The sequence below is a fragment of the Kitasatospora sp. NPDC004723 genome (assembly GCF_040609255.1).
Classification (GTDB): Bacteria; Actinomycetota; Actinomycetes; order Streptomycetales; family Streptomycetaceae; genus Kitasatospora.
Genome location: NZ_JBEXJT010000001.1, coordinates 38,541 through 57,906, shown reverse-complemented (window position 1 = coordinate 57,906; position 19,366 = coordinate 38,541). Strand labels below are relative to the sequence as shown.

Genomic DNA, 19,366 nt, shown 5'->3' with positions numbered 1-19,366 from the left:
CTCCCCCGGGGCATGCCCGCCCGTCAGTCGCCCTGTCGCCGAAAGACCAGCGTGCCACACCGCCGGGTCGCTTCGACGCCCCCGGGTAGGTGCAGCGGCCCCTGGCCGCGCCATCCGGTGACCAGCAGGTCGATCGTTTCGAGGTGCCGGGCGAACAGGTCCCCGGCCGGACAGCCCGCCCGCAGCGCGGCCCGGCGCAGCACCCGGCGGCGCACCGCGGGGGGGAGTTCGGCCAGTTTGGCCGCGTCCAGGGCACCGTCGCCCGTACGGATGTCACGCTCGGCGAGGGAGGCCCACTGGTCGAGTGCGTCGGCGTCGTCGCGGAACAGCCGGGCGGTGCGGGCCAGCGCCTCGACCACCCCGCCGCCCAGGTGCTTCTCCAGCACCGGCAGCACCTCGTGGCGGACCCGGGAGCGGGTGTAGGCCGGGTCGCAGTTGTGCGGGTCGTCCCAGACCGGGATCGCCTGGGCGGAGCAGGCCTGCCGGGTGGCGGCCCGGTCCAGCTCCAGCAGCGGGCGGCGGTAGCGGCCCTTCTGGGCCGGCATCCCGGCCAGCGAGCGGGCGCCCGAGCCGCGGGCCAGGCCCAGCAGGACGGTCTCGGCCTGGTCGTCGCGGGTGTGGCCGAGCAGCACGGCGACCGCGGCGTGCCGCTCGGCGGCCTCGTCCAGCGCGGCGTAGCGGGCGTCCCGGGCGGCGGCCTCGGGGCCGCCGTCCCGGCCGACCCGCACGGCGACCGCCTCGACCGGGTCCAGGCCCAGCTCCCGCAGCCGACCGGCGACCTGGGCGGCGCGCTCGGCGGAGCCCGCCTGCAGACCGTGGTCGACGGTGACGGCGCCGACCCGCAGGCCGATCTTGGGGGCCTCGAAGGCGGCCGCGATGGCGAGCGCCATGGAGTCCGCGCCGCCGCTGACGGCGACCAGGACCAGCGGCGAGCCGGGCGCGGCGGGGGTGCGGGGCAGCCCGGAGGGGTGGCGGTGGGCGTTGCCGATCAGCGTGGTGCCGACGGTGGCGGGCAGCGCGACGGGCAACGCGGCGGCGGGCAGCGCGGCGCCGGTGCGCTCCCGCGGCTCCCGCGGCTCGCGGACGGGCGCGGTGAAGGTGGAACCGGCCTCGGCGGCGAGGTCGGTGAGGGCGCGGCGAACGGCCAGGCGTATCGCGGCGACGGCGGGGTGAGGGCCCACGGCGACGACTCCTCGGCGGAGGGGGGACAGGACGACGGTGGGCGCGGCGGGGACCGCGCATCTGTGAGCACCCTGTTACCGGGCGCTCACAGATGGTGGCAGAAAGGAGGCACCCGCTACGCCACCCGCGCCACCGGTACGACCACCGTCCCACGTTCGGGTGAATGAAGAAACGTATCTTCACCCGCCATGTGCACGACTGGACCACCCGTACGAACGGGTTTGAGCGCCGGTTGCTCCCCCGCAGGCCCCTACGGGCCCCGCCTCAGCGCGCGACGCGGGCCACCCAGGCGGCGGGGTCGTGGATCTCCTCCTTGGTCGGCAGCGTGTTCGGCGAGGTCCAGACCCGGTTGAAGCCCTCCATGCCGACCTGCTCGACCACGCCCCGCACGAAGACCGCGCCGTCCTGGTACTGGCGCAGCTTGGCGTCCATGCCGAGCAGCCGGCGCAGCACCAGGTCCAGCCGGTTGGCGCCGCGGTCCCGGCGCTGCTGGAACTTCTCGCGGATCTCGGAGACGCTCGGCACCACCGCCGGGCCCACGCCGTCCATCACCACGTCCGCGTGCCCCTCCAGCAGGGACATCACGGCCGTCAGCCGGGCGAGGATCTCCCGCTGGGCGGGCGACTGGACGATCTCCAGCAGACCGGCCGAGGAGGAGTTGTCCCCCCGGGCGCCGCCGAGCCCCGGCAGCCCGGCGCCCAGCGAGCCGGCGGCGTCCCTCAGCCGGTCCAGCAGCGCGCCCGGGTCGACGTCCGTCTCGGCCAGGAAGGACTGCACCTCGGACTGGATGTGGTCGCGCAGCCAGGGCACCGCGGTGAACTGGGTGCGGTGGGTCTCCTCGTGCAGACAGACCCAGAGCCGGAAGTCGGCCGGGTCGACGTCCAGCTCCCGCTCCACGTGCACGATGTTCGGCGCCACCAGCAGCAGCCGCCCGGGGCCGGGGCCCTCGGGGCCCAGCCGCGGCTTGTCGAACAGCGCGGCCGGGCTGTCCGGCGCCTCCAGCGAGGGCTCGGCCGGGGCGAAGGTCTCGTACTGGCCGAGCACCTTGGTGGCCAGGAACGCCAGCAGCGCGCCCACCTCGATGCCGGTGGCCTTCTCCCCCACCGTGCCGAACACCGCGGAGGCCGACCCGTTCGCCCGCCGCGCCTGGAGCTTCTCCACCAGCGGCTGCACGATGGTGCGGAAGCCCGCCACGTTGGCCCGCACCCAGCCGGGCCGGTCCACGATCAGCACCGGGGTCGCGGCCGCCTCGGTCAGGCTGCTGGAGCGCATGCCGGTGAACTCCCGCACGTGCTCCTCCGCCGCCAGGGCGTGCCGACGCAACTCGGCGACCACCGCGCCCGCCTCGGCCCGGCTCACCTCCGGCCCCGGCCGCACCAGCCGGGTCGCGGTCGCGACCGCGAGATTCCAGTCGACCATGTCGGCACCGCCGCTCGCGCTCGTCATGCCCTCACCGTACGTGCTCCCGCCCGCCTGGGGGAGCCGGAACGGCCGGTCAATGACGGCCCGCACCGCCCTCGTCGCACAGCACCGGGAAAGCCGCCCGCCGCCCCCGCACGGCCCGGGCTGCCCCGGCCTCACGTCGGGCTCCCACACGTTCGCCGGGCTCGGGCGTGGTTCCCGAGCCCGGCGGGGGGGCCTGACCTAGTGGCAGCCGCAGGCGGCGAGGCGGGCGACGACGCGGTCCATGGCGGTGCGGGCGGTGTCGGCGGGGGCGGTGGTCCGGGTCATCAGGGCGAAGGAGAGGAGGCGGCCGTCGGCGTCCACCACGGTGCCCGCCAGGGTGTTGACGCCGCTCAGGCTGCCGGTCTTGGCGCGGACCAGGCCGGCCGCGTCGGCGGCGCCCGAGGTGGAGCCGAAGCGCTTGCCGAGGGTGCCGGTGAATCCGGCGATCGGCAGGCCGGTCAGCACCGGGCGCAGCGTCGGGTGCTCCGCCGAGGCGGCCAGCGTGAGCAGCTTGACCAGGACGACCGGCGGGATCGCGTTGCCGGTGTGCAGGCCGCTGCCGTCGTTCAGCACCATGCCGGTGGTCGGCACGCCGAGCCGGGCGAGTTCCTGGGTGACGGCGGTGGCGGCGCCCTCGAAGCTGGCCGGCTGGTGGGCGGCGAGCGCGGCCTGCCGGGCGATCGCCTCGGCGAGCGTGTTGTCGGAGGTGGTCAGCAGCCGCTCGACCAGCCGGGCCACGGTCGGGGAGTCGACCCGCCCGAGCACGGGGGCGTCGGCGGCGACCGGGGCGGCGGCCTGCTTCGCCTTGCCCTGGACGGTGATGCCCTGGGCCTTGAGCAGCGCGGCGAAGGCCTCGGCGGCGGCCATGGCCGGGTCGGCGACACGGGCGGGCGCGTCCTCTCGGCTCCTCGGGTCGACCTTGGCCTCGTCCACCATCAGCGGCGTGACGGCGGGGATGTTCTCGTTGTCGTGGTTCTTGTGCAGCAGGGCGCCGGTGTAGAGGGAGACGTCGTAGTCGAGCGCGACGGTGCCGGTGCCCGCGGCCTTCAGCGCGGCGGCGGTCTGCGCGGCCAGCGCGTCGAGCGAGGCGGGGGCGGTGTCCGGGTCGGCGGGGATGCCGCCGATCTGCACCTGGTCGGCGGGGAGCGCGGTCAGCGTCGGGTCACCGCCACCCACGAGGGTGATCCCGCCGGTGGCCGCGTTCTTGACGACCCGGGTGGTCAGCCGGGTGTCGCCGGGGATCAGCGACAGGGCCGCGATCGAGGTGGCCAGCTTGGTGGTGGACGCCGGGGTCGCGGCGGTGTTCTCGCCGGTGCCGTAGAGGAGTTGGCCGTCGGCGGCGTCCGCGACGGCGAGGCCGACGGTGCCGAGGCTCTTGTCGGCGAGCACGGCGGCGAGGGCCTGCTGGAGGCCTTGGCTGGTGGGCAGGCCGGTGTCCGGCCCGGCCCCGGCGGCGGCCAGCACCGTGCCGGTGGGGGCGGGTCGGACGGCTCCGGTGGGCTTGGCGCCGGGCGGCGTGGTGGCGGCACCGGCGGTGCCCGCCGTACCGGTGCCCGGGCCGGTGGTGGCCGTACCGGTGGCGCTCGCGGACGGGCGGGGCGACTCGCTGCCGCGGCTGCCCGGCCGGTTGCCCCGGTCCCCGTGGTCCCCGTGGTCGCCGTGGTCCCCCTTGTCGTCCCGCCGGCCGTTGCCCTCGTCCTGGTCCCCCTGGGCGTTCCCGGTGGACCGGCCGCCCGGCGAGGCCGATCCGGTCGGCGTCGGGGACGGCTGCGCGTACGCACCACCCGTTCCGAGCACCGTTCCGGCGACCAGCAACGCCGCCCCGAACAGCCCCGCGGCCGTCCCCCCGCGTCGGTCCCCCGACCCAGCCCCTGCTCGCACCGACCCGGCCCCTTTCCTGAGCACTCACTCCCGTAGGAGACACTTGGATTCTGTCAGTCCCTACCTTGGAGGAACCGTTGGAGTTCGACGTCCTTATCGAAATCCCGAAGGGCTCTCGTAACAAGTACGAGGTCGACCACGAGACCGGCCGTCTGCGGCTCGACCGGATGCTCTTCACCTCGACCCGCTACCCGGCCGACTACGGCTACGTCGAGGGCACCCTGGCGGACGACGGTGACCCGCTGGACGCCCTGGTCATCCTGGACGAGCCGACCTTCCCCGGTTGCCTGATCAAGTGCCGCGTCATCGGCATGTTCAAGATGACGGACGAGGCCGGCGGCGACGACAAGCTGCTCTGCGTCCCGGCGACGGACCCGCGCTGGGAGCACCTGCAGGACATCCACCACGTGTCGGAGTTCGACCGCCTGGAGATCCAGCACTTCTTCGAGGTCTACAAGGACCTGGAGCCCGGCAAGTCCGTCGAGGGTGCCAACTGGGTCGGCCGCGCCGAGGCCGAGGCCGAGGTCACCGCGTCGATCAAGCGCCTGGCGGAGCAGGGCGGTCACTGAGCCGTCGCGCCCATCTCGTCCGTCCGGCGGTCCGTCCGCCGGGGGGCTCCGAGGTAGGTCGAGGCAGTCGGAGGCCGGGGTTCGCGGAGTTTTCCGCGGCCCCGGCCTTCGGCGTTCCCGGGGGCGTGCGATTTTTCCCGACACCCTGTCGGCATGACAGGAGCTTAGGTTAGGCTAACCGAAGCAATCGGGGGTGTACTCGATCTCTGGAGGCCCGCATGCCCATACCCGAGCAGCCCGTCGTCCCGTTCTCCACCGTGCTGCGCACCGCGAGCAGCGCCGAGCACGAGGCGGCCGAGCAGTCCTCGTTCATGAGCCGCCTGCTCGGCGGGCACCTCGGCATCGAGGCCTACGCCGACCTCACCGGCCAGCTCTGGTTCGTCTACCGCGCGCTGGAGGAGCGGGCGGAGCAGCTGGCGAAGCACCCGGTGGCCGGCGCCTTCATCGATCCGGCGGTGCTGCGCACCGAGGCCATCGAGCGCGACCTGGCCCACCTGCGCGGCCCGCAGTGGCGCGAGGGGCTCGCCCCGCTGCCCGCCACCGCCGCGTACGTCGCCCGCTTGGAGGAGCTCACGGAGCAGTGGCCGGCGGGCTACGTCGCCCATCACTACACCCGCTACCTGGGCGACCTGTCGGGTGGTCAGATCATCCGGGGCATCGCCGAGAAGACCTGGGGCTTCGAGCGCAAGGGCGACGGGGTGCGGTTCTACGTGTTCGAGGGCGTCGACAACCCGGCCGCCTTCAAGCGCGACTACCGCGCCAAGCTCGACGCCGCCGGGGAGGCGATGGACGAGGTCGAGCGCCGCCGGGTGGTCGAGGAGTGCAAGCGCGCCTTCCAGCTGAACGGCGCCCTCTTCCGCGACCTGGACACCCGGTACCCACTGAGCGCCTGAACGGCTGAACATGGAGCAGGAAGTCGGCCCGGCCGACTTCCTGCTCTTCGGCGTTGCTCCTGGTGGCCCCTTGCCTGCTGTCGCAAGGGGCCACCGATCGTTGCTTCGCCGGGGGTTGGGCGGAGCAGGAAGTCGGCAGGATCGACTTCCTGCTCCGAGGTGTGTCATCGGGGTATGCGGCGGCGGTTGTCGGGGTTGGTTTCGGGGCTGAAGTGGCCGGACTGGCGGGCGATCCAGGTGCATTCGTGGGTGCCGTCGGGGAGGATGCGGAGTTCCCAACGTCCGTGGCGGGTGACGGGCGGCGGGGGCGGGCCGACTTTGAGGGCGGTGATGACGCCGGTGATCACGGTGGCGAGGGCGAGGAGGGTGGCGAAGGCGGCACCGATGAGGAAGTCGGTCACTTCCGGCTCGCTTCACGGAGGAGTTCGAGGAGGTTGAGGAAGATGGCGAGGGAGGTGTCGCCGAGGTGGACGGTGGTGCCGTCGACAGTGGCGGAGCCCCACCGGATACCGAAGGGCTCGCCGCGCTCGTGGAGTTCGCGGAGGAGAGAGGCGATCTCGGGCTCGGTGTAGGTGCGGAGGATCTTGTCCTGCGGCGCGAAGGGCATGCGGGTCACGCGGCCGCGTCCAGCTCGAACCAGATGACCTTGCCGGTCTTGGTGGGGTGGGCGCCGAAGCGGTGGGTGAGGGCGCGGATGAGGTGGAGGCCGCGTCCGGAGGTCGCGTAGGGGTCGGTGGGCGTGCGGGGTTCGGGCGGCAGGTCGGGGCAGTCGTCGCAGACGGCGACGCGCAGGGTGGCGGGCCGCAGGAAGACGAGGACGGACGGCGCCGGGGAGCCCGCGTGCTGCCAGGCGTTGATGTACAGCTCGTGGAAGGCGAGTTCGGCGTCGGCGATGACGTCCGGCGGCCAGCCGGCGGAGCGGAGGTTGGCGCGCAGTTCGGCGCGGAAGGTGGAGCAGTCGGGCGGGTTGAGGGCACGCGTGGGAGACCTCCATGGGGAGAGGCAGGGAGGGAGGGGAGGAGAGAACGTCGACGGATGCGTCGCCGTGAACGAGGCCAGCCCGGACCTGGCTGCTCTGCGGTGCGAAATGGGCAGCATGCGCCTACTGCCCTGGAAATTGGCATTACTGACGATCCGCCATGTGATCGACGCAACACTGACGTTAGGTCATTAGGTTCCACGCGTGCAACACGATCCGGGAAGATGAGCCGGTAGGGGCGAGAGGCCTCACCCGCGCGAGTGGCATCCCGAGCCCTTACAGCGGGAGACTGCTCCGACACGGAAGGACACCCCTTGGCACTCAGGATCCACATCAGTGAGAGGCAGCGGCGCTTCGGTGCTGAACTGAGGCGCCTCCGCGAGGGCGCCGGGCTGGCAGTCAAAGATGCCGGCGCACTCGTCGGCATGGGAGGCCCGCAACTCAGCCACATCGAGGCCGGTCGCACGGGGCTGGATCCGGATCGGTTGACCGTTCTGCTGGATGCCTATGGCCACACGGATGAGACCTATGCTGCGGCTCTGCACAGGATGGGACTCAGCAACGGGAAGGGCTGGTGGAGTGCCTTCAAAGGCTTTGTCAACGCCTCAGCCCTCGATCTGGCCGAGGCCGAGTCGACCGCGACAGCTCTCTCCAGCTATGAAACGCTGCTGATCCCCGGGCTACTTCAGGTCCCGCGCTACAGCGAGGTCATCCTCAGTGGCGATGAGAAAAAGGTGGCATTCCGTCGCAGCCGCCAGCAGGTCATAGACCAGGGCGGAGCCGTTCCCTTCCACGCAGTGATCCATGAAGCCGCCCTGCATACCCGATTCGGCGGCCCGAATGCCATGCGAGACCAGCTGGACCACTTGGTTGAGGTCAGCGAACTCCCGCACGTTACGATCCAGGTCCTGCCCTTCCGCTGCACCGACTACGTCTCCACGGGTACGCCCTTCATGATCGTGCACGGCCCGCACCGCGATTTGGACACAGTGCTGACGGAGCACCCTGGCGGTACCTCGTACTTGAGTGAGCAGGCCGAGATCGACGTCTATCAGTCAAAGTTCGAGCGACTCAAGTCCTTTGCGCTCCCGGCATTGGACGCGTCTCGCCCTCTACGATCTCGTGTCGAGCATGACTCGTGGGGACTGATTCAACATCTCCGCTACACCCTCTAAGGAAGACGCACATGTCACGGCCCGATTGGCAGAAGTCCAGTTTCAGCGGAGATGACTCCAACTGCGTCGAGGTCCGCTCGGGAACCGTTGGCCTGGTCGAACTCCGGGAGTCCGACGACGGTGACGTCATACTTCGCACCACCCCAGCCGCCTTCACCGATCTTCTCGGCGCCATCAAGACCGGCGAACTCGACCACCACGCATAGCCTCGGCCTTCCCGTCGCGCAGGAAGTCGGCGGGCCCGACTTCCTGCGCAACCACAGTGGCCCTCGCTCTGATCGAGCGAGGGCCACCGGATGACGTTGTTCAGCGTGCCGGAGTAGGAAGTCGGATCCGCCGACTTCCTACTCCGCAGCCCGCATCAGGCGCCGGTGGACTTGCGGTGGCGGGCCAGGGCGGTGGCGCCGCCGCCGAGCAGCAGCAGGCCGCCGGCGGTGGCCAGGAGGGGGGCCACCGGGGTGGAGGAACCGGTGGAGGCCAGCACGCCGGTGCTGCCACCGGTGGTGGTCAGGGAGGCGCCGCCGACGGTCCCGGATCCGGTACCGGTGGAGCCGGTCGTACCGGTCGTGCCGGTGGTGGTACCGCCCGCAGTGCCGTTGCTCGGCTGGGTGGTGGGCAGCTGGGCGTTCTTGTCGAAGGCCAGCGAAACGGTGACCGGGTCGAGGGCGTCGCCCTCCTTGTAGTTGACGAAGGCCGGGACGCCCTCGGCGGTCAGCGTGGCCGGGACGGCGTTGAGCGTGACCACACCGTTCACCGGGGTGAGGTTCGCCTTCGACACGTCCAGCTTGGCGATCCGCGCACCGGACAGCGACGTCGTCTTCCCGTCCAGGGACTTGGCGTTGACGTCGGCCGTCAGGTAGGCGCCGTCCTTGGAGATGCTCAGGCCGAGCTTGGAGAGGGCGGTGTCGAGCTGGTAGCCACCCCCCGCGGCCGGGTGGCCGAGGAAGCGCACCGAGCCGGCGAAGCCCGCCGACAGGGTGTGGCTCTTGGTGTTGTAGCTGCCGTTCGCCCCGCCGAAGCGGTAGTCGGCCGCACCGCCGCCGAACTCGACCTTGCCGTTGGCCACCGGGCTCTGCAGGTACTTGCGGAAACTCTCCTTGACCGACCAGTCCAGCGTGCCGTTGACGACGGCGAGTTCACCGTTGCCGCTCGGCGCGGTGGACGGGGTACCGGTGGCGGACGGGGACGAGGTCGCGGACGGCGAGGAGGTGGCCGTCGGGGTCTGCGTGGCGGACGGCGAAGCGGTGGCGGTGGCGGTGGCCGTGGGCTCGGCGGTCGCGGTGGCCGACGGGGAGGCGGTGGCCGTGGTGGACGGCTCGGCGGTCGGGGTCGGGGTCGGAGTCGCCGTCGCCGTCGCCGTCGGAGTGGCCGTAGGCGTGGCCGTAGCAGTCGGCGTCGCCGTCGGGGACGGGGTGGCCGGGCTCTGCTGGAGCAGCAGCGCCAGCGGGTCCATGTCCGCGCCGGCCTGGTAGAAGCCCGCGAACGCCTTCGCGCCCTCCTCCGTCAGCTTCGCCGCCGTCGGCACGCCCGTCGTGGTGTCCCGGCCGACGGTGAACGTCACCAGCGGCACGTCGTCCCGCTTGGTGACCTCCGCCGCGCCCATCGACTCCTTGGAGGCGGTGTCGGCCGTGAGCGTGCCGGCCGTCCCCGACGTGGTGATCTTCAGGTCGCTGAGTGCCACGTCCAGCGCCCCGTGGTGGGCCGTGAAGTGCACGCCGCCGGTGAAGGAGGAGCTGAGCGCGTGGGTGGTGAGGTCGTACTTGGCGCTCGCCAGGCCGAAGTGGAAGGTGCCGTCGGCGTTGCGGGTCGCACCGTCGGTCAGCTCGATCGCGCCGCCCTGAGAGGCCGGGCTCTCGATGTAGTTGCGGAAGCTGGCCTTCACGCCCCAGTCCAGCGCGCCGGTGTCGTAGGTGACGCTGCTCGGCGCGCCGGCGCCGAAGGCCAGGGCCGGGGCGCCGAAGGCGGTCAGGCCGAGGCCGGCGGTGACGGCGGCCAGGGCGGCCAGCCGGGTGCGGTTGCGGGACATGGGGGGAACTCCGATCGATGAACGGGGGAAGGAGGTGGGGAGGGGGGTCAGGCGCGACGGCGGCGGCGGAAGAGAACCACCCCACCGGCCGCGGCCAGCGCAGCGGCGAGCAGGCCACCGGCCACCACGGCCGCCGTCGGCACACCGTCCGAGCCACCGCCGTCGACCGTGGCCGCGACCGGCGTGACGGACGGGCTCGGCGCGACGGCCGGGGCGCTGCCGAGGTCCGGCAGCGGCGGGAGGGCGGCGGCCGGGTCGAGGGCGACGGCGAAGCTCAGCGGGTCCATCACGGTGCCCGCCGGGTACAGCCCGCCGAAGGCCTTGCCGCCCGGCTCGGTGAGCGTGAGCGGGAGTTCGACGGCCTTGAGCAGCCCGCCCTCGGAGGTGAGGCCGGCCGGGTCGAAGGTCGCCAGCTCGACGCCGGTGAGCTGCTGGGCGGCGCCGTCCGGCGTACGGCCGGAGACGTCGGCGCGCAGCACGCCCTTGCCGTCGGCGACGGTGATGCCCGGGTTGGCCAGGGTGAGGTCCAGGGCGTAGGCGTCGCCGCTCTTCAGGCCGGTGAAGCGGACGCTGCCGGTGAACGCGGCGCTCAGCGCGCCGCTCGCCGGGTCGTAGCTGCCCTTGGCGGGCGTCCAGCGGAAGAACGCGCCGCCGTCCGCCGCGCCGCCGGTGGTCTCCCAACGGCCCTGGGCGATGGCGCCGGTGACGTAGTCGCGGAAGGTTCGGCGCACCCCCCAGTCGAGCGCGCCGTTGCCGAACTCGGTGGCGGCGGCGGCCGGAGCGGTGGTCGGGGCCGGGGTGTCGGCCGGTGCCGCCGGGGCGGCCGACGACGGCGCGGCGCTCGGCGAAGCGGTGGCGGAGGCGGAGGCGGAGGCAGTGGCGGTGGCGGTGGCGCCGGGAGTAGCGGTCGCGGTGGCACTCGGCGCCGCCGAGGTCGGCTGAGCCGCCGGGAGGTTGACCGACAGGTTGACCGGGTCGAGCGCCGTCCCGGCGGTGTAGAACCCGCTGAAGGCCTTGGCCCCCGCGTCGGTCAGCGTCGCCGGGACGTTGTTGAGCGTCAGGGTGCCGGCCGCGCCGCGCAGGTCGACGCCGGCCAGCGAGAGGTCGGCGATCTTGGCCTGGCTCGCGTTGCTGACCTGACCGGTCTCCCGGGACTTGCTGCTGACGTCCGCGTACAGCCCGGCCGAACCGCCCGGGGCGGCCCGGAAGGTGAGCCGTCCGATGCTCAGGTCGAGTGCGTTGGCGCCGCTCTCCTGGTGCCCGGTGAACCGGACCCCGCCGGTGAACGCCGCGCTCAGCGCGCCGCTCGCCGGGTCGTACGTACCGGTGGCGGAGTGGAACCGGAAGCCGCTGCCGGCGACCGTGGCCGCGCCGCCGGTGAGCGCCCAACTTCCCTGGGCGATGGGCCCGGTGACGTACGTCAGGAAGGACTGCTTGATCCCCCAGTCGAGCCGCCCGCCGGACACCCGCCCCTCGGCCGCGACCGCCTGTCCGGGCAGCAGGGCGACCGTCAACAGGGCCGCCAGGGCGGCCACCAGGCCGGCGGTCAGACGGCGGAGCCGATGGGGCAGAGGCACGCGGATCACTCCTCGGCGCGACAGGGGAAAGCGGGGTCGGCACATCACCGACCCCCTTGCGAGTTTTAGGTAAGGCTAACCTAATATATGAGTCAAGAGCCCCGCCGGGCACCCCCGCACCCCACCCACCGGCGGCGACAACTCCCGACGAAGGGAACGACGTTGAGCAGCAGTACCACCCGACATCGGGCCGCGCGCGGCCCCGCGATCCTGCTGCTCCTCCTCGGCCTGCTGTTCGCCCTGACGGCCTGCGGCTTCTCGACCAGCACGGGCGAGGCCACCGGCACCGGCACACAGGCCCCGGACACCGTCGAGCCGCTGCCCGACGCGCCCGCCCCGCAGCTCCCCGCCACCGCGGCCTCCGCCGACGGCCGGACCACCACCGTCACCAGCGCCGAGCGGATCATCCCGCTCAACGGCAGCCTGGCCGAGATCGTCTTCAGCCTCGGCCTCGGCCCCAAGGTCGTCGCCCGGGACGTCTCCACCACCTTCGAGCAGGCCACCGCCCTGCCCGTGATCACCCAGGCCCACGACGTCTCCGCCGAAGGCGTGCTCTCCCTGCACCCGACCGTCGTGCTCGCCGACCGCTCCACCGGCCCGGCCGAGGCGATCGCGCAGATCCGCGCGGCCGGCGTCCCGCTGCTCGTCCTGGACGACGCCAAGCGGCTGGAGGACGTCGGCCCGCGCATCGACACCGTCGCCGCCGCCCTCGGAGTCCCCGACGCCGGGCGGCAGTTGAAGGAGCGCACCGAGCAGCGGATCACCGAGGCGAAGGCCGCCCTGCCCGCCGTCGGACAGCGCCCCAAGGTCGCCTTCCTCTACCTTCGCGGCAGCGCCTCCGTCTATCTGCTCGGCGGCCCCGCCTCCGGCGCCGGCTCGCTGATCGAGGCGGTCGGCGGCGAGGACGCCGGCACCGCCGCCGGGCTCAGCGGCGACTTCACCCCGCTCACCAGCGAGGCCCTGGTCAAGGCCGCCCCCGACGCGATCCTGGTGATGAGCAAGGGGCTCGACTCCGTCGGCGGCGTCGACGGCCTGCTCAAGCTGGCCGGCGTCGCCCAGACCCCGGCCGGGCTCGACCGCCGGATCGTCTCCGTCGAGGACGGCCAGCTGCTCAGCTACGGGCCGCGCACCCCGCAGGTGATCCGCGAGATCGCCGAACAGCTCTACCCGAAGGCCGCCCGATGACCGCCGCCGTCACCGGCAAGAGCCTTCCCGCGGCCAGGCGCACCAGCCGCACCGCCCTGCTCACCACCGGTCTCGCCGTCACCCTGCTGCTGTTCGCCCTGCTCGCGGCCGGCATCGGCGCCTACCGCATCCCGCTCGGCGACATCCTCGCCTCCTTCGGCCACCGGCTCGGCCTCGGCGGCCACGCCCTCGACCGCGTCCCCGAGTCGGTGCTCTGGAACGTCCGGCTCCCCCGGGTGGTGCTCGCCCTGCTGGTCGGCGGCTCGCTCGGCTGCGCGGGCGCGCTGATGCAGGGCGTCTTCGGCAACCCGCTCGCCGAACCGGCCGTCATCGGTGTCTCCTCCGGCGGCGCGGTCGGCGCGGTCGGCTGCATCGTGCTCGGCCTGGACGCGCTCGGCACCTGGACGGTGACCGCCTCCGCCTTCGCCACCGGCCTGCTGACCGTCTTCGCGGTCTACGCGATGTCCCGCTCCGGCGGCCGCACCGAGGTGGTCACCCTGATCCTCACCGGCGTCGCGGTGAACGCCTTCTGCGGCGCCCTGATCGGCCTGTTCCTGTTCACCGCCGACTCCGCGGCGATCAGCCAGGTCACCTTCTGGCAGCTCGGCTCGCTCTCCCAGGCCACCTGGGGCAAGGTGCTCGCCGTCCTCCCGTTCGCCCTGGTCGGCCTCGCCGTCGCGCCCCGCTACGCGCGCTCGCTGGACCTGCTGGCGCTCGGCGAACGGCCGGCCCGGCACCTCGGCGTGGACGTCGAGCGGATGCGGCTGGTGCTGATCACCGTGGTCGCCCTGCTCACCGCCGCCGCCGTCGCGGTCAGCGGCATCATCGGCTTCGTCGGCCTGGTCGTCCCGCACCTGCTGCGGATGGTCGCCGGCCCCGGCCACCGCTTCCTGCTGCCCGCCTCCGCGCTCGGCGGCGCCCTCGTGCTGGTCGCCGCCGACCTCGCCGCGCGCACCCTGGCCGAACCGGCCGAACTCCCGCTCGGCGTGCTCACCGCGCTGATCGGCAGCCCGTTCTTCTTCTGGCTGCTGCGCCGCACCAGGACCAAGCAGGGAGGCTGGGCATGAGGATCGGCGCCCTGCGCAACCGGCCCGAGGTACCCGCACGGCCCGCCCCGGGCACCGAACTGCTCACCGCCGAGGCCGTCCGGCTGACCGTCGGCGGGCGCGAGCTGCTGGCCGGGGCCGACGTCCGGGTCACCGCCGGCGAGGTGGTCGCCCTGCTCGGACCGAACGGTGCCGGCAAGTCCACCCTGCTCTCCGTGCTGGCCGGCGACCTCACGCCGACCGCCGGCGAGGTCCGGCTGGACGGCCGCCCGCTGGCCGGCTACCGGCCCGCCGACCTCGCCCGCCGCCGCGCGCTGCTGCCGCAGGCGGCCGCGCTGTCCTTCCCGTTCCCCGCCGACGAGGTGGTCCGGATGGGCCGCGCCCCCTGGGCCGGCACCGCGGCCGCCGCCGAGGACGGGCGGGTGGTCGACGAAGCGATGGCCGCGACCGAGTCCGCCGCCTTCGCCGGGCGGCCGTTCACCGCGCTCTCCGGCGGCGAACGGGCCCGGGTGGCGCTGGCCCGGGTGCTCGCCCAGCGCACCGCGCTGCTGCTGCTCGACGAACCCACCGCCGCGCTCGACCTGCGCCACCAGGAACTGGTGCTGCGCCTGGCCCGCACCCGGGCCGCCGCGGGGGACGGCGTGGTCGTCGTCCTGCACGACCTGTCGCTCGCCGCGGCCTACGCCGACCGGGTGGTGCTGCTGACCGACGGCGCGACCGTCGCCGACGGACCGGTGGCCGAGGTGCTGCGCGCGCCGCTGCTCAGCGAGGTGTATGGGCACCCGGTCGAGGTGCTGCCGCACCCGCGCACGGGGGTGCCGCTGGTGCTGCCGGAGCGTGCTTAGGCCTCGTCGTCCTCCAGCCGGAAGCCGACTTTCATGCACACCTGGTAGTGCTTGATCCGCCCCTCGGCGAGGTGGCCGCGGACCTGCGCCACCTCGAACCAGTCGAGGTGGCGCAGCGTCCGGGAGGCACGCTCGATGCCGTTGCGGATCGCGGCGTCGACGCTCTCCGTCGAGGACCCGACGATCTCGGTCACCCGGTATACGTGCTCGCTCATGGCGGACTCCTCAGCTGTACGACGGCCCCCGGTCCACCGTGCACCGGGGGCCGTCGCTCCGCATGCGGAGGAGGGCGGACCGCTGGAACCCGCTAGAACGCGGCGCGCACCTCGCCGACCGGGACGCCGCCGCCGAGCAGCGGGGCGGCGGCGATCCGCTCCAGCGTGGAATCGCCGGTGGTCACCCCGAGGCGGCGCAGCGCGGCGGCCAGGACGGGGCCGCGGGCGCGCTCGGCGCCGTCCTCGATCTTGAAGGCGAGCGCCCGGCCATCCGGCAGCGCCACCACCTGGACGGCCTCCGCGCCCATCTTGGCGAGCGCGCCGGGCACCGCCCGCATCAGCCGGGTGTCGGCCCGGCGGGTGCCGGCCACGTACTCGGGGTGCGCGCGCATCGCGTCGGCGACCCGGCGCTGCGGGGTGCCGGGCTCGGCCAGCAGCAGGGCGCGGTAGCCGCGGGCCAGGGCGGTCAGGCCGACGGCCAGCAGCGGCGCGCCGCAGCCGTCCACCCCGGCGTGCGCGGCCGGCTCGCCGACGGCCTCCTCCAGGGCCTCGCGGGCCAGTCGCTGGATCGGGTGCTCCGGGTCGAGGTAACTGTCGGTGGGCCAGCCGTTGGCCGCGCAGGCGGCGAGCCAGCCGGCGTGCTTGCCGGAGCAGTCCATCAGGATCGGCTCGCGGTCACCGCCCCAGCGCAGGTGCAGCTCGGCCTCCAGGTCGTCGAGCGGGAGGTCGGCCGGGGTGCGCAGGGCGGACTCGTCCAGTCCGGCACCGGCGAGGATCCGCCGCACGCCGTCGAGGTGAAACGATTCGGCGGAGTGGCTGGAAGCCGCCAGCGCCAGCAGCTCCCCCTCGATCGCGAGCCCGGCCCGCAGCGTGGCCACGGCCTGGAACGGCTTGGCGCAGGAGCGCGGGAAGACCGGCGCGTCCGGCTCGCCCAGCGCGAACTCGACGGAGCCGTCAGCGGCCAGCAGCACCAGCGAACCTCGGTGCCGGCCCTCGGTGAAACCCGAGCGGACGACTTCGGCGAGCACGGGCAGGGAGACGGAATTGGACATGGCGAAAGCCTTCCGGAGGTGAGGGTGAACCGGGGGCGAGCCGGGCCCGTCCCCCACCCCCGGCGCCCCCCGCACCTGTCAGAGCGGACCGCCTGCGAGCAGGTCGTCGACCCGTGCTTCCCCATCACGGTACCTGCGGGTGATTTCGGCGTTGCAGCCGTCCGCCGTCCGCAGCAGCCGCTGCCGTCGCCCGGACACCTCCCGCTCGTGCGCCCGCAGCCGCTCCAGCGCCGCCAGCAGTTCCTCGGCCGGGTGCGCGGCCAGGTCGGCCAGCTGGACGTCGCCCATCAGCGCGTCCGCCTCCAGCTGGGACTGCTGCCCGCGCGGCGGCCCCAGCGTGACGTGCCGGGCCGAGCGGCGGACGGTGGACGGGGCGTCGGTCAGGATCGCCGGCAGCAGCTCGAGCAGGGCGCCGGCCTGCTCCGCCGCGTCCGTGGGCCGGGCCGGACCGCCGGCTCCGGGCCGGCGGTCCAACTCGGCCAGCAGGATGTCCATCCGGCCGTGCAGCAGCCGCCGCAGGTAGGAGAGGTCGGCCTCCTGGTCCAGGGTCTCCCGGCGCAGGGTCCGCAGCTGGTCCAGGCCCAGGCGTCCGAGGTCCGGCTCGGGGCCGGCCCCGGGCCCCTCGGGCAGCCGCCCGTACCGGTCCTGCGCCGTGCTGATCGCGTCCATCAACCAACCACCTGCCGTCGTCCCGATCCCACCCGCTCGCGGCGCCCCGTCGCCTGCCGCCGGTCCGGCCCGCCAACCCCCGCGCGCGCCGCCGGCGCGTTCCCGTCCGGAGGCACGCCCGGACGACCGCGAAGGTCCCCGCCCCCCGGCCGTGGCCACCCGGCGGGGCGACACGACCGGAACGCCTGACCCACCGGCTCGGCCGCCCGGCCGAACCGGGCCCGGCGCGGCGGACCTCGGCGCCCCGGACCTCGGGCGCGGCCGGCTCCCCGCCCAGGTGCGGCGGAGCGGCGGACACGCCCTCGTACGGTCCCCCAGCGTGCCACCCCGCCCGGCGCCGCCGCACCGCCCGTGCACCCGAACGGCCCCCTGGCGAAGAGGGGTGGCTGATACGACCGAAGCTTTTCGCCGGGAGAACGCTGCCATGGCGCACGCAGGCGCACGCAACCCGGCGTGCGCCAGGCCTTCGAGCGCCCATGGGGCCCTGCTCACGCCCCGGACGGCTCCGGCAGAATGGCGGCATGCGAGCAGTGGTGCAGCGAGTGACCGAGGCCAGGGTGACGGTGGCCGGGGAGACCGTCGGCGCGATCGAGGAGCCCGGACTCTGCGTCCTGGTCGGCGTCACCCATGACGACACCCCCGCCAAGGCGGCCCAACTGGCCCGCAAGCTCTGGACGCTGCGGCTGCTGCCGGCCGACGACGAGGGCGTGGAGCGGTCCTGCTCCGACGTCGGGGCACCGCTGCTGGTGATCAGCCAGTTCACGCTCTACGGCGACGCCCGCAAGGGCCGCCGCCCCACCTGGAACGCCGCCGCACCCGGCCCGGTCGCCGAGCCGCTGGTGGACGAGGTGGTCGCCCAGTTGCGCGCGCTCGGCGCCAAGGTCGAGACCGGCCGCTTCGGCGCCGACATGAAGGTCGCCCTGGTGAACGACGGCCCGTTCACCGTCCTCGTCGAGGTCTAGCCAGGTGTTGCGGGTCATGCCGTCGATGACACACCGGCAGCTGTGAAACCGATGGCCTCGACGGGCATCGGTCAGGTACCGTGCGGGCCATGCCGAGTCCTGAGTCAGACAGGGTGGGGGCTTTCGGTCACGCCGTCAGCCCCCTGAACCACTGAGTTCGTAGTCTGCCGTCCCGCCGCGTTCTGCGGCCGGACGAGTGCGCCCCTGGGTGCTGACCGCGGTGACGAGACGACCTTCTCGTGCTTCTCCTCACCTCGGAGCCACTCGATGCCCCTCCCGCTGTGTCTGCTCGCCGTGGCGGTCTTCGCCATGGGCACCTCGGAATTCATGCTCGCCGGCCTCCTGCCGGACATCGCCTCGGACCTCGACGTGACAGTCGGGACAGCAGGCATGCTCACCTCGGCATTCGCGATCGGAATGACCGTCGGCGCCCCGCTCATGGCCGGGCTCGCCCGCAACCGGCCCGGACGGTCCAGCCTTCCGGGGTTCGTCCTCGTGTTCCTGGCAGCCCACGTCGTGGGCGCTGCCACCGCGAGCTTCCCGGTCCTGGTCGCGACCCGGGTGGCCGCAGCACTCGCGTACGCGGGGTTCCTCGCCGTGGCTCTGACGGCTGCCACCACGCTGGTCCCGCCCGACAGGAAGGGACGCGCGCTCGCCGTACTGTTGTCGGGCACCACGGTGGCCACGGTCGCCGGTGTCCCAGCGGGGTCGGTGCTCGGCACATTGTTCGGCTGGCGGGCCACCTTCTGGGCCATCGCCGCTCTCTGTCTGCCCGCGGCCATCGGCATCGTCCGAGGGATCCCGGCGCGACGTGTGCAGAAGGTCGCTGCCGACGGGCCGGCCCTGCGATCGGAACTCGCGCAGCTCAGAAGGCCGCGGTTGCTCCTGATCATGCTGCTCGGCGCCATGGTGAACGCGGCGACCTTCGCCGGCTTCACCTTCCTCGCCCCCGTCGTGACCGACACCGCCGGGCTGGGCGAGCTGTGGATCTCCGTCGTCCTGGTGCTCTTCGGTGCGGGTTCCTTCGCCGGGGTCACCGTCGCCGGCCGCTTGTCCGACCAGCACCCCGGTCCGGTCGTCGCGGCCGGCGGTCCGCTGCTGCTCGTCGGCTGGCCGGCCCTGGCCGTGCTGGCCGACAGGCCGGTTGCTCTGCTCGCCCTCGTGTTCGTCCAGGGCGCGCTGTCGTTCGCGCTGGGTGGCACGCTGATCACGCGGGTGCTCTACGAGGCGGCAGCAGCGCCCACCATGGCCGGCTCCTACGCGACCGCCGCGCTCAACGTGGGCGCTGTTGTCGGACCCCTCGTCGCCGCGACGACCCTCAGCACGGCGGCCGGGGACCTCGGGCCGCTCTGGGCGAGCGGACTCCTCATCCTGGTTGCGCTACTTGTCGCGTTCCCCCTGCGCGGTGTGATCGCAGCGGATCGGAGCAGCGAGGTGCTCCCGTGACGCACGCGAACGCCCCGTTGAGCATCGAGGGACGGCGAAGGCTCGTCCGACGCTGCCGCCCCCGGCCGACCGCCCACATCGCCACCGGGGCCGGCCTCTCCCGGGCTTGCCCGTCCACGTGGAAGAACCCCGCAGGATCGCGCTCGAACCGGCGAAGGCCGGACGCGTCCCCGCCGCCGGAAACCGTCCTCCCGTCCCACGCCTCCGCGCGAGCGTCA

20 protein-coding genes and 1 pseudogene are annotated in these 19,366 nt (G+C 73.6%); 10 read left to right on the top strand and 11 right to left on the bottom strand.

What is annotated here, in order from left to right:
• Positions 1-23: 23 nt before the first annotated feature.
• From tilS to dacB, 3 genes are all read right to left on the bottom strand, one after another.
• The gene (gene tilS / locus ABZW10_RS00305; RefSeq protein WP_355357472.1) at positions 24-1,181 is read right to left on the bottom strand and encodes a tRNA lysidine(34) synthetase TilS; all 1,158 of its coding nucleotides are present in this window, start codon (positions 1,179-1,181) and stop codon (positions 24-26) included.
• Positions 1,182-1,446: 265 nt separating this feature from the next.
• Positions 1,447-2,628: a zinc-dependent metalloprotease gene (locus ABZW10_RS00300; protein WP_355357469.1), complete on the bottom strand. Its 1,182-nt coding sequence runs from the start codon at positions 2,626-2,628 to the stop codon at positions 1,447-1,449.
• A gap of 198 nt (positions 2,629-2,826) precedes the next feature.
• Positions 2,827-4,443: a D-alanyl-D-alanine carboxypeptidase/D-alanyl-D-alanine-endopeptidase gene (gene dacB, locus ABZW10_RS00295; RefSeq protein WP_355357467.1), complete on the bottom strand. Its 1,617-nt coding sequence runs from the start codon at positions 4,441-4,443 to the stop codon at positions 2,827-2,829.
• Positions 4,444-4,586: 143 nt separating this feature from the next.
• On the opposite strand from dacB, the gene ABZW10_RS00290 reads away from it, so the two are divergent.
• Both ABZW10_RS00290 and ABZW10_RS00285 read left to right on the top strand, forming a co-directional pair.
• Positions 4,587-5,078, top strand: coding sequence for an inorganic diphosphatase (locus ABZW10_RS00290; protein ID WP_030397564.1), 492 nt, complete (start codon positions 4,587-4,589; stop codon positions 5,076-5,078).
• Positions 5,079-5,296: 218 nt separating this feature from the next.
• A complete protein-coding gene (locus ABZW10_RS00285) occupies positions 5,297-5,971 on the top strand; it encodes a biliverdin-producing heme oxygenase (RefSeq protein WP_355357463.1) in 675 nt (224 codons plus the stop codon).
• A 164-nt stretch (positions 5,972-6,135) separates the two neighbouring features.
• Here the strand turns inward: ABZW10_RS00285 and ABZW10_RS00280 are convergent, their stop codons facing one another.
• From ABZW10_RS00280 to ABZW10_RS00270, 3 genes are read right to left on the bottom strand one after another with little or no spacing between them, the layout of a single operon-like run.
• Complete coding sequence (locus ABZW10_RS00280; RefSeq protein WP_355357461.1) at positions 6,136-6,372, bottom strand: hypothetical protein; 237 nt, start codon at positions 6,370-6,372, stop codon at positions 6,136-6,138.
• Positions 6,369-6,587 (bottom strand): hypothetical protein, encoded by a 219-nt coding sequence (locus ABZW10_RS00275; protein WP_355357458.1) that lies wholly within the window; start codon positions 6,585-6,587, stop codon positions 6,369-6,371. Before ABZW10_RS00275 ends, ABZW10_RS00280 begins: the two co-directional genes overlap by 4 nt.
• Positions 6,584-7,069: an ATP-binding protein gene (locus tag ABZW10_RS00270; protein ID WP_355357455.1), complete on the bottom strand. Its 486-nt coding sequence runs from the start codon at positions 7,067-7,069 to the stop codon at positions 6,584-6,586. The genes ABZW10_RS00275 and ABZW10_RS00270 overlap by 4 nt, the downstream gene beginning before the upstream one ends.
• A gap of 195 nt (positions 7,070-7,264) precedes the next feature.
• On the opposite strand from ABZW10_RS00270, the gene ABZW10_RS00265 reads away from it, so the two are divergent.
• Positions 7,265-8,125: a helix-turn-helix transcriptional regulator gene (locus tag ABZW10_RS00265; protein WP_355357452.1), complete on the top strand. Its 861-nt coding sequence runs from the start codon at positions 7,265-7,267 to the stop codon at positions 8,123-8,125.
• Positions 8,126-8,136: 11 nt separating this feature from the next.
• Entirely contained in the window at positions 8,137-8,331 is a 195-nt protein-coding gene (locus ABZW10_RS00260; protein WP_355357449.1) for a DUF397 domain-containing protein, read from the top strand.
• A gap of 155 nt (positions 8,332-8,486) precedes the next feature.
• On the opposite strand, the gene ABZW10_RS00255 is transcribed toward ABZW10_RS00260, so the two are convergent.
• Both ABZW10_RS00255 and ABZW10_RS00250 read right to left on the bottom strand, forming a co-directional pair.
• Complete coding sequence (locus ABZW10_RS00255) at positions 8,487-10,151, bottom strand: HtaA domain-containing protein (RefSeq protein ID WP_355357446.1); 1,665 nt, start codon at positions 10,149-10,151, stop codon at positions 8,487-8,489.
• A gap of 47 nt (positions 10,152-10,198) precedes the next feature.
• A complete protein-coding gene (locus ABZW10_RS00250) occupies positions 10,199-11,728 on the bottom strand; it encodes an HtaA domain-containing protein (protein ID WP_355357443.1) in 1,530 nt (509 codons plus the stop codon).
• A gap of 162 nt (positions 11,729-11,890) precedes the next feature.
• On the opposite strand from ABZW10_RS00250, the gene ABZW10_RS00245 reads away from it, so the two are divergent.
• From ABZW10_RS00245 to ABZW10_RS00235, 3 genes are read left to right on the top strand one after another with little or no spacing between them, the layout of a single operon-like run.
• Positions 11,891-12,913 carry an ABC transporter substrate-binding protein gene (locus ABZW10_RS00245; protein ID WP_355357440.1) on the top strand — a complete coding sequence of 341 codons (1,023 nt, stop codon included), beginning with the start codon at positions 11,891-11,893 and terminating at the stop codon, positions 12,911-12,913.
• Positions 12,910-13,980: an iron ABC transporter permease gene (locus ABZW10_RS00240; RefSeq protein ID WP_355357437.1), complete on the top strand. Its 1,071-nt coding sequence runs from the start codon at positions 12,910-12,912 to the stop codon at positions 13,978-13,980. Before ABZW10_RS00245 ends, ABZW10_RS00240 begins: the two co-directional genes overlap by 4 nt.
• Complete coding sequence (locus ABZW10_RS00235) at positions 13,977-14,804, top strand: heme ABC transporter ATP-binding protein (RefSeq protein WP_355357434.1); 828 nt, start codon at positions 13,977-13,979, stop codon at positions 14,802-14,804. Before ABZW10_RS00240 ends, ABZW10_RS00235 begins: the two co-directional genes overlap by 4 nt.
• On the opposite strand, the gene ABZW10_RS00230 is transcribed toward ABZW10_RS00235, so the two are convergent.
• The 3 genes from ABZW10_RS00230 to ABZW10_RS00220 form a co-directional block, all read right to left on the bottom strand.
• A complete protein-coding gene (locus tag ABZW10_RS00230; RefSeq protein WP_355357431.1) occupies positions 14,801-15,019 on the bottom strand; it encodes a dodecin in 219 nt (72 codons plus the stop codon). The two genes, ABZW10_RS00235 and ABZW10_RS00230, sit on opposite strands and share 4 nt — an antisense overlap.
• 92 nt (positions 15,020-15,111) lie before the next feature.
• On the bottom strand, positions 15,112-16,071 hold the full coding sequence (locus ABZW10_RS00225) for an asparaginase (protein WP_355357428.1): 960 nt from the start codon (positions 16,069-16,071) through the stop codon (positions 15,112-15,114).
• 78 nt (positions 16,072-16,149) lie between these two features.
• Positions 16,150-16,740: an ABC transporter substrate-binding protein gene (locus tag ABZW10_RS00220; RefSeq protein ID WP_355357425.1), complete on the bottom strand. Its 591-nt coding sequence runs from the start codon at positions 16,738-16,740 to the stop codon at positions 16,150-16,152.
• A 521-nt stretch (positions 16,741-17,261) separates the two neighbouring features.
• On the opposite strand from ABZW10_RS00220, the gene dtd reads away from it, so the two are divergent.
• The 3 genes and pseudogenes from dtd to ABZW10_RS00205 all read left to right on the top strand — a co-directional run.
• Positions 17,262-17,702, top strand: coding sequence for a D-aminoacyl-tRNA deacylase (dtd, locus tag ABZW10_RS00215; RefSeq protein WP_355357422.1), 441 nt, complete (start codon positions 17,262-17,264; stop codon positions 17,700-17,702).
• A gap of 267 nt (positions 17,703-17,969) precedes the next feature.
• A complete protein-coding gene (locus ABZW10_RS00210; RefSeq protein WP_355357419.1) occupies positions 17,970-19,148 on the top strand; it encodes a Cmx/CmrA family chloramphenicol efflux MFS transporter in 1,179 nt (392 codons plus the stop codon).
• Positions 19,145-19,270 (top strand): annotated as a pseudogene (locus tag ABZW10_RS00205) (IS481 family transposase); the annotation flags it as partial. The gene ABZW10_RS00210 and the pseudogene ABZW10_RS00205, both read left to right, overlap by 4 nt.
• Positions 19,271-19,366: the final 96 nt, after the last annotated feature.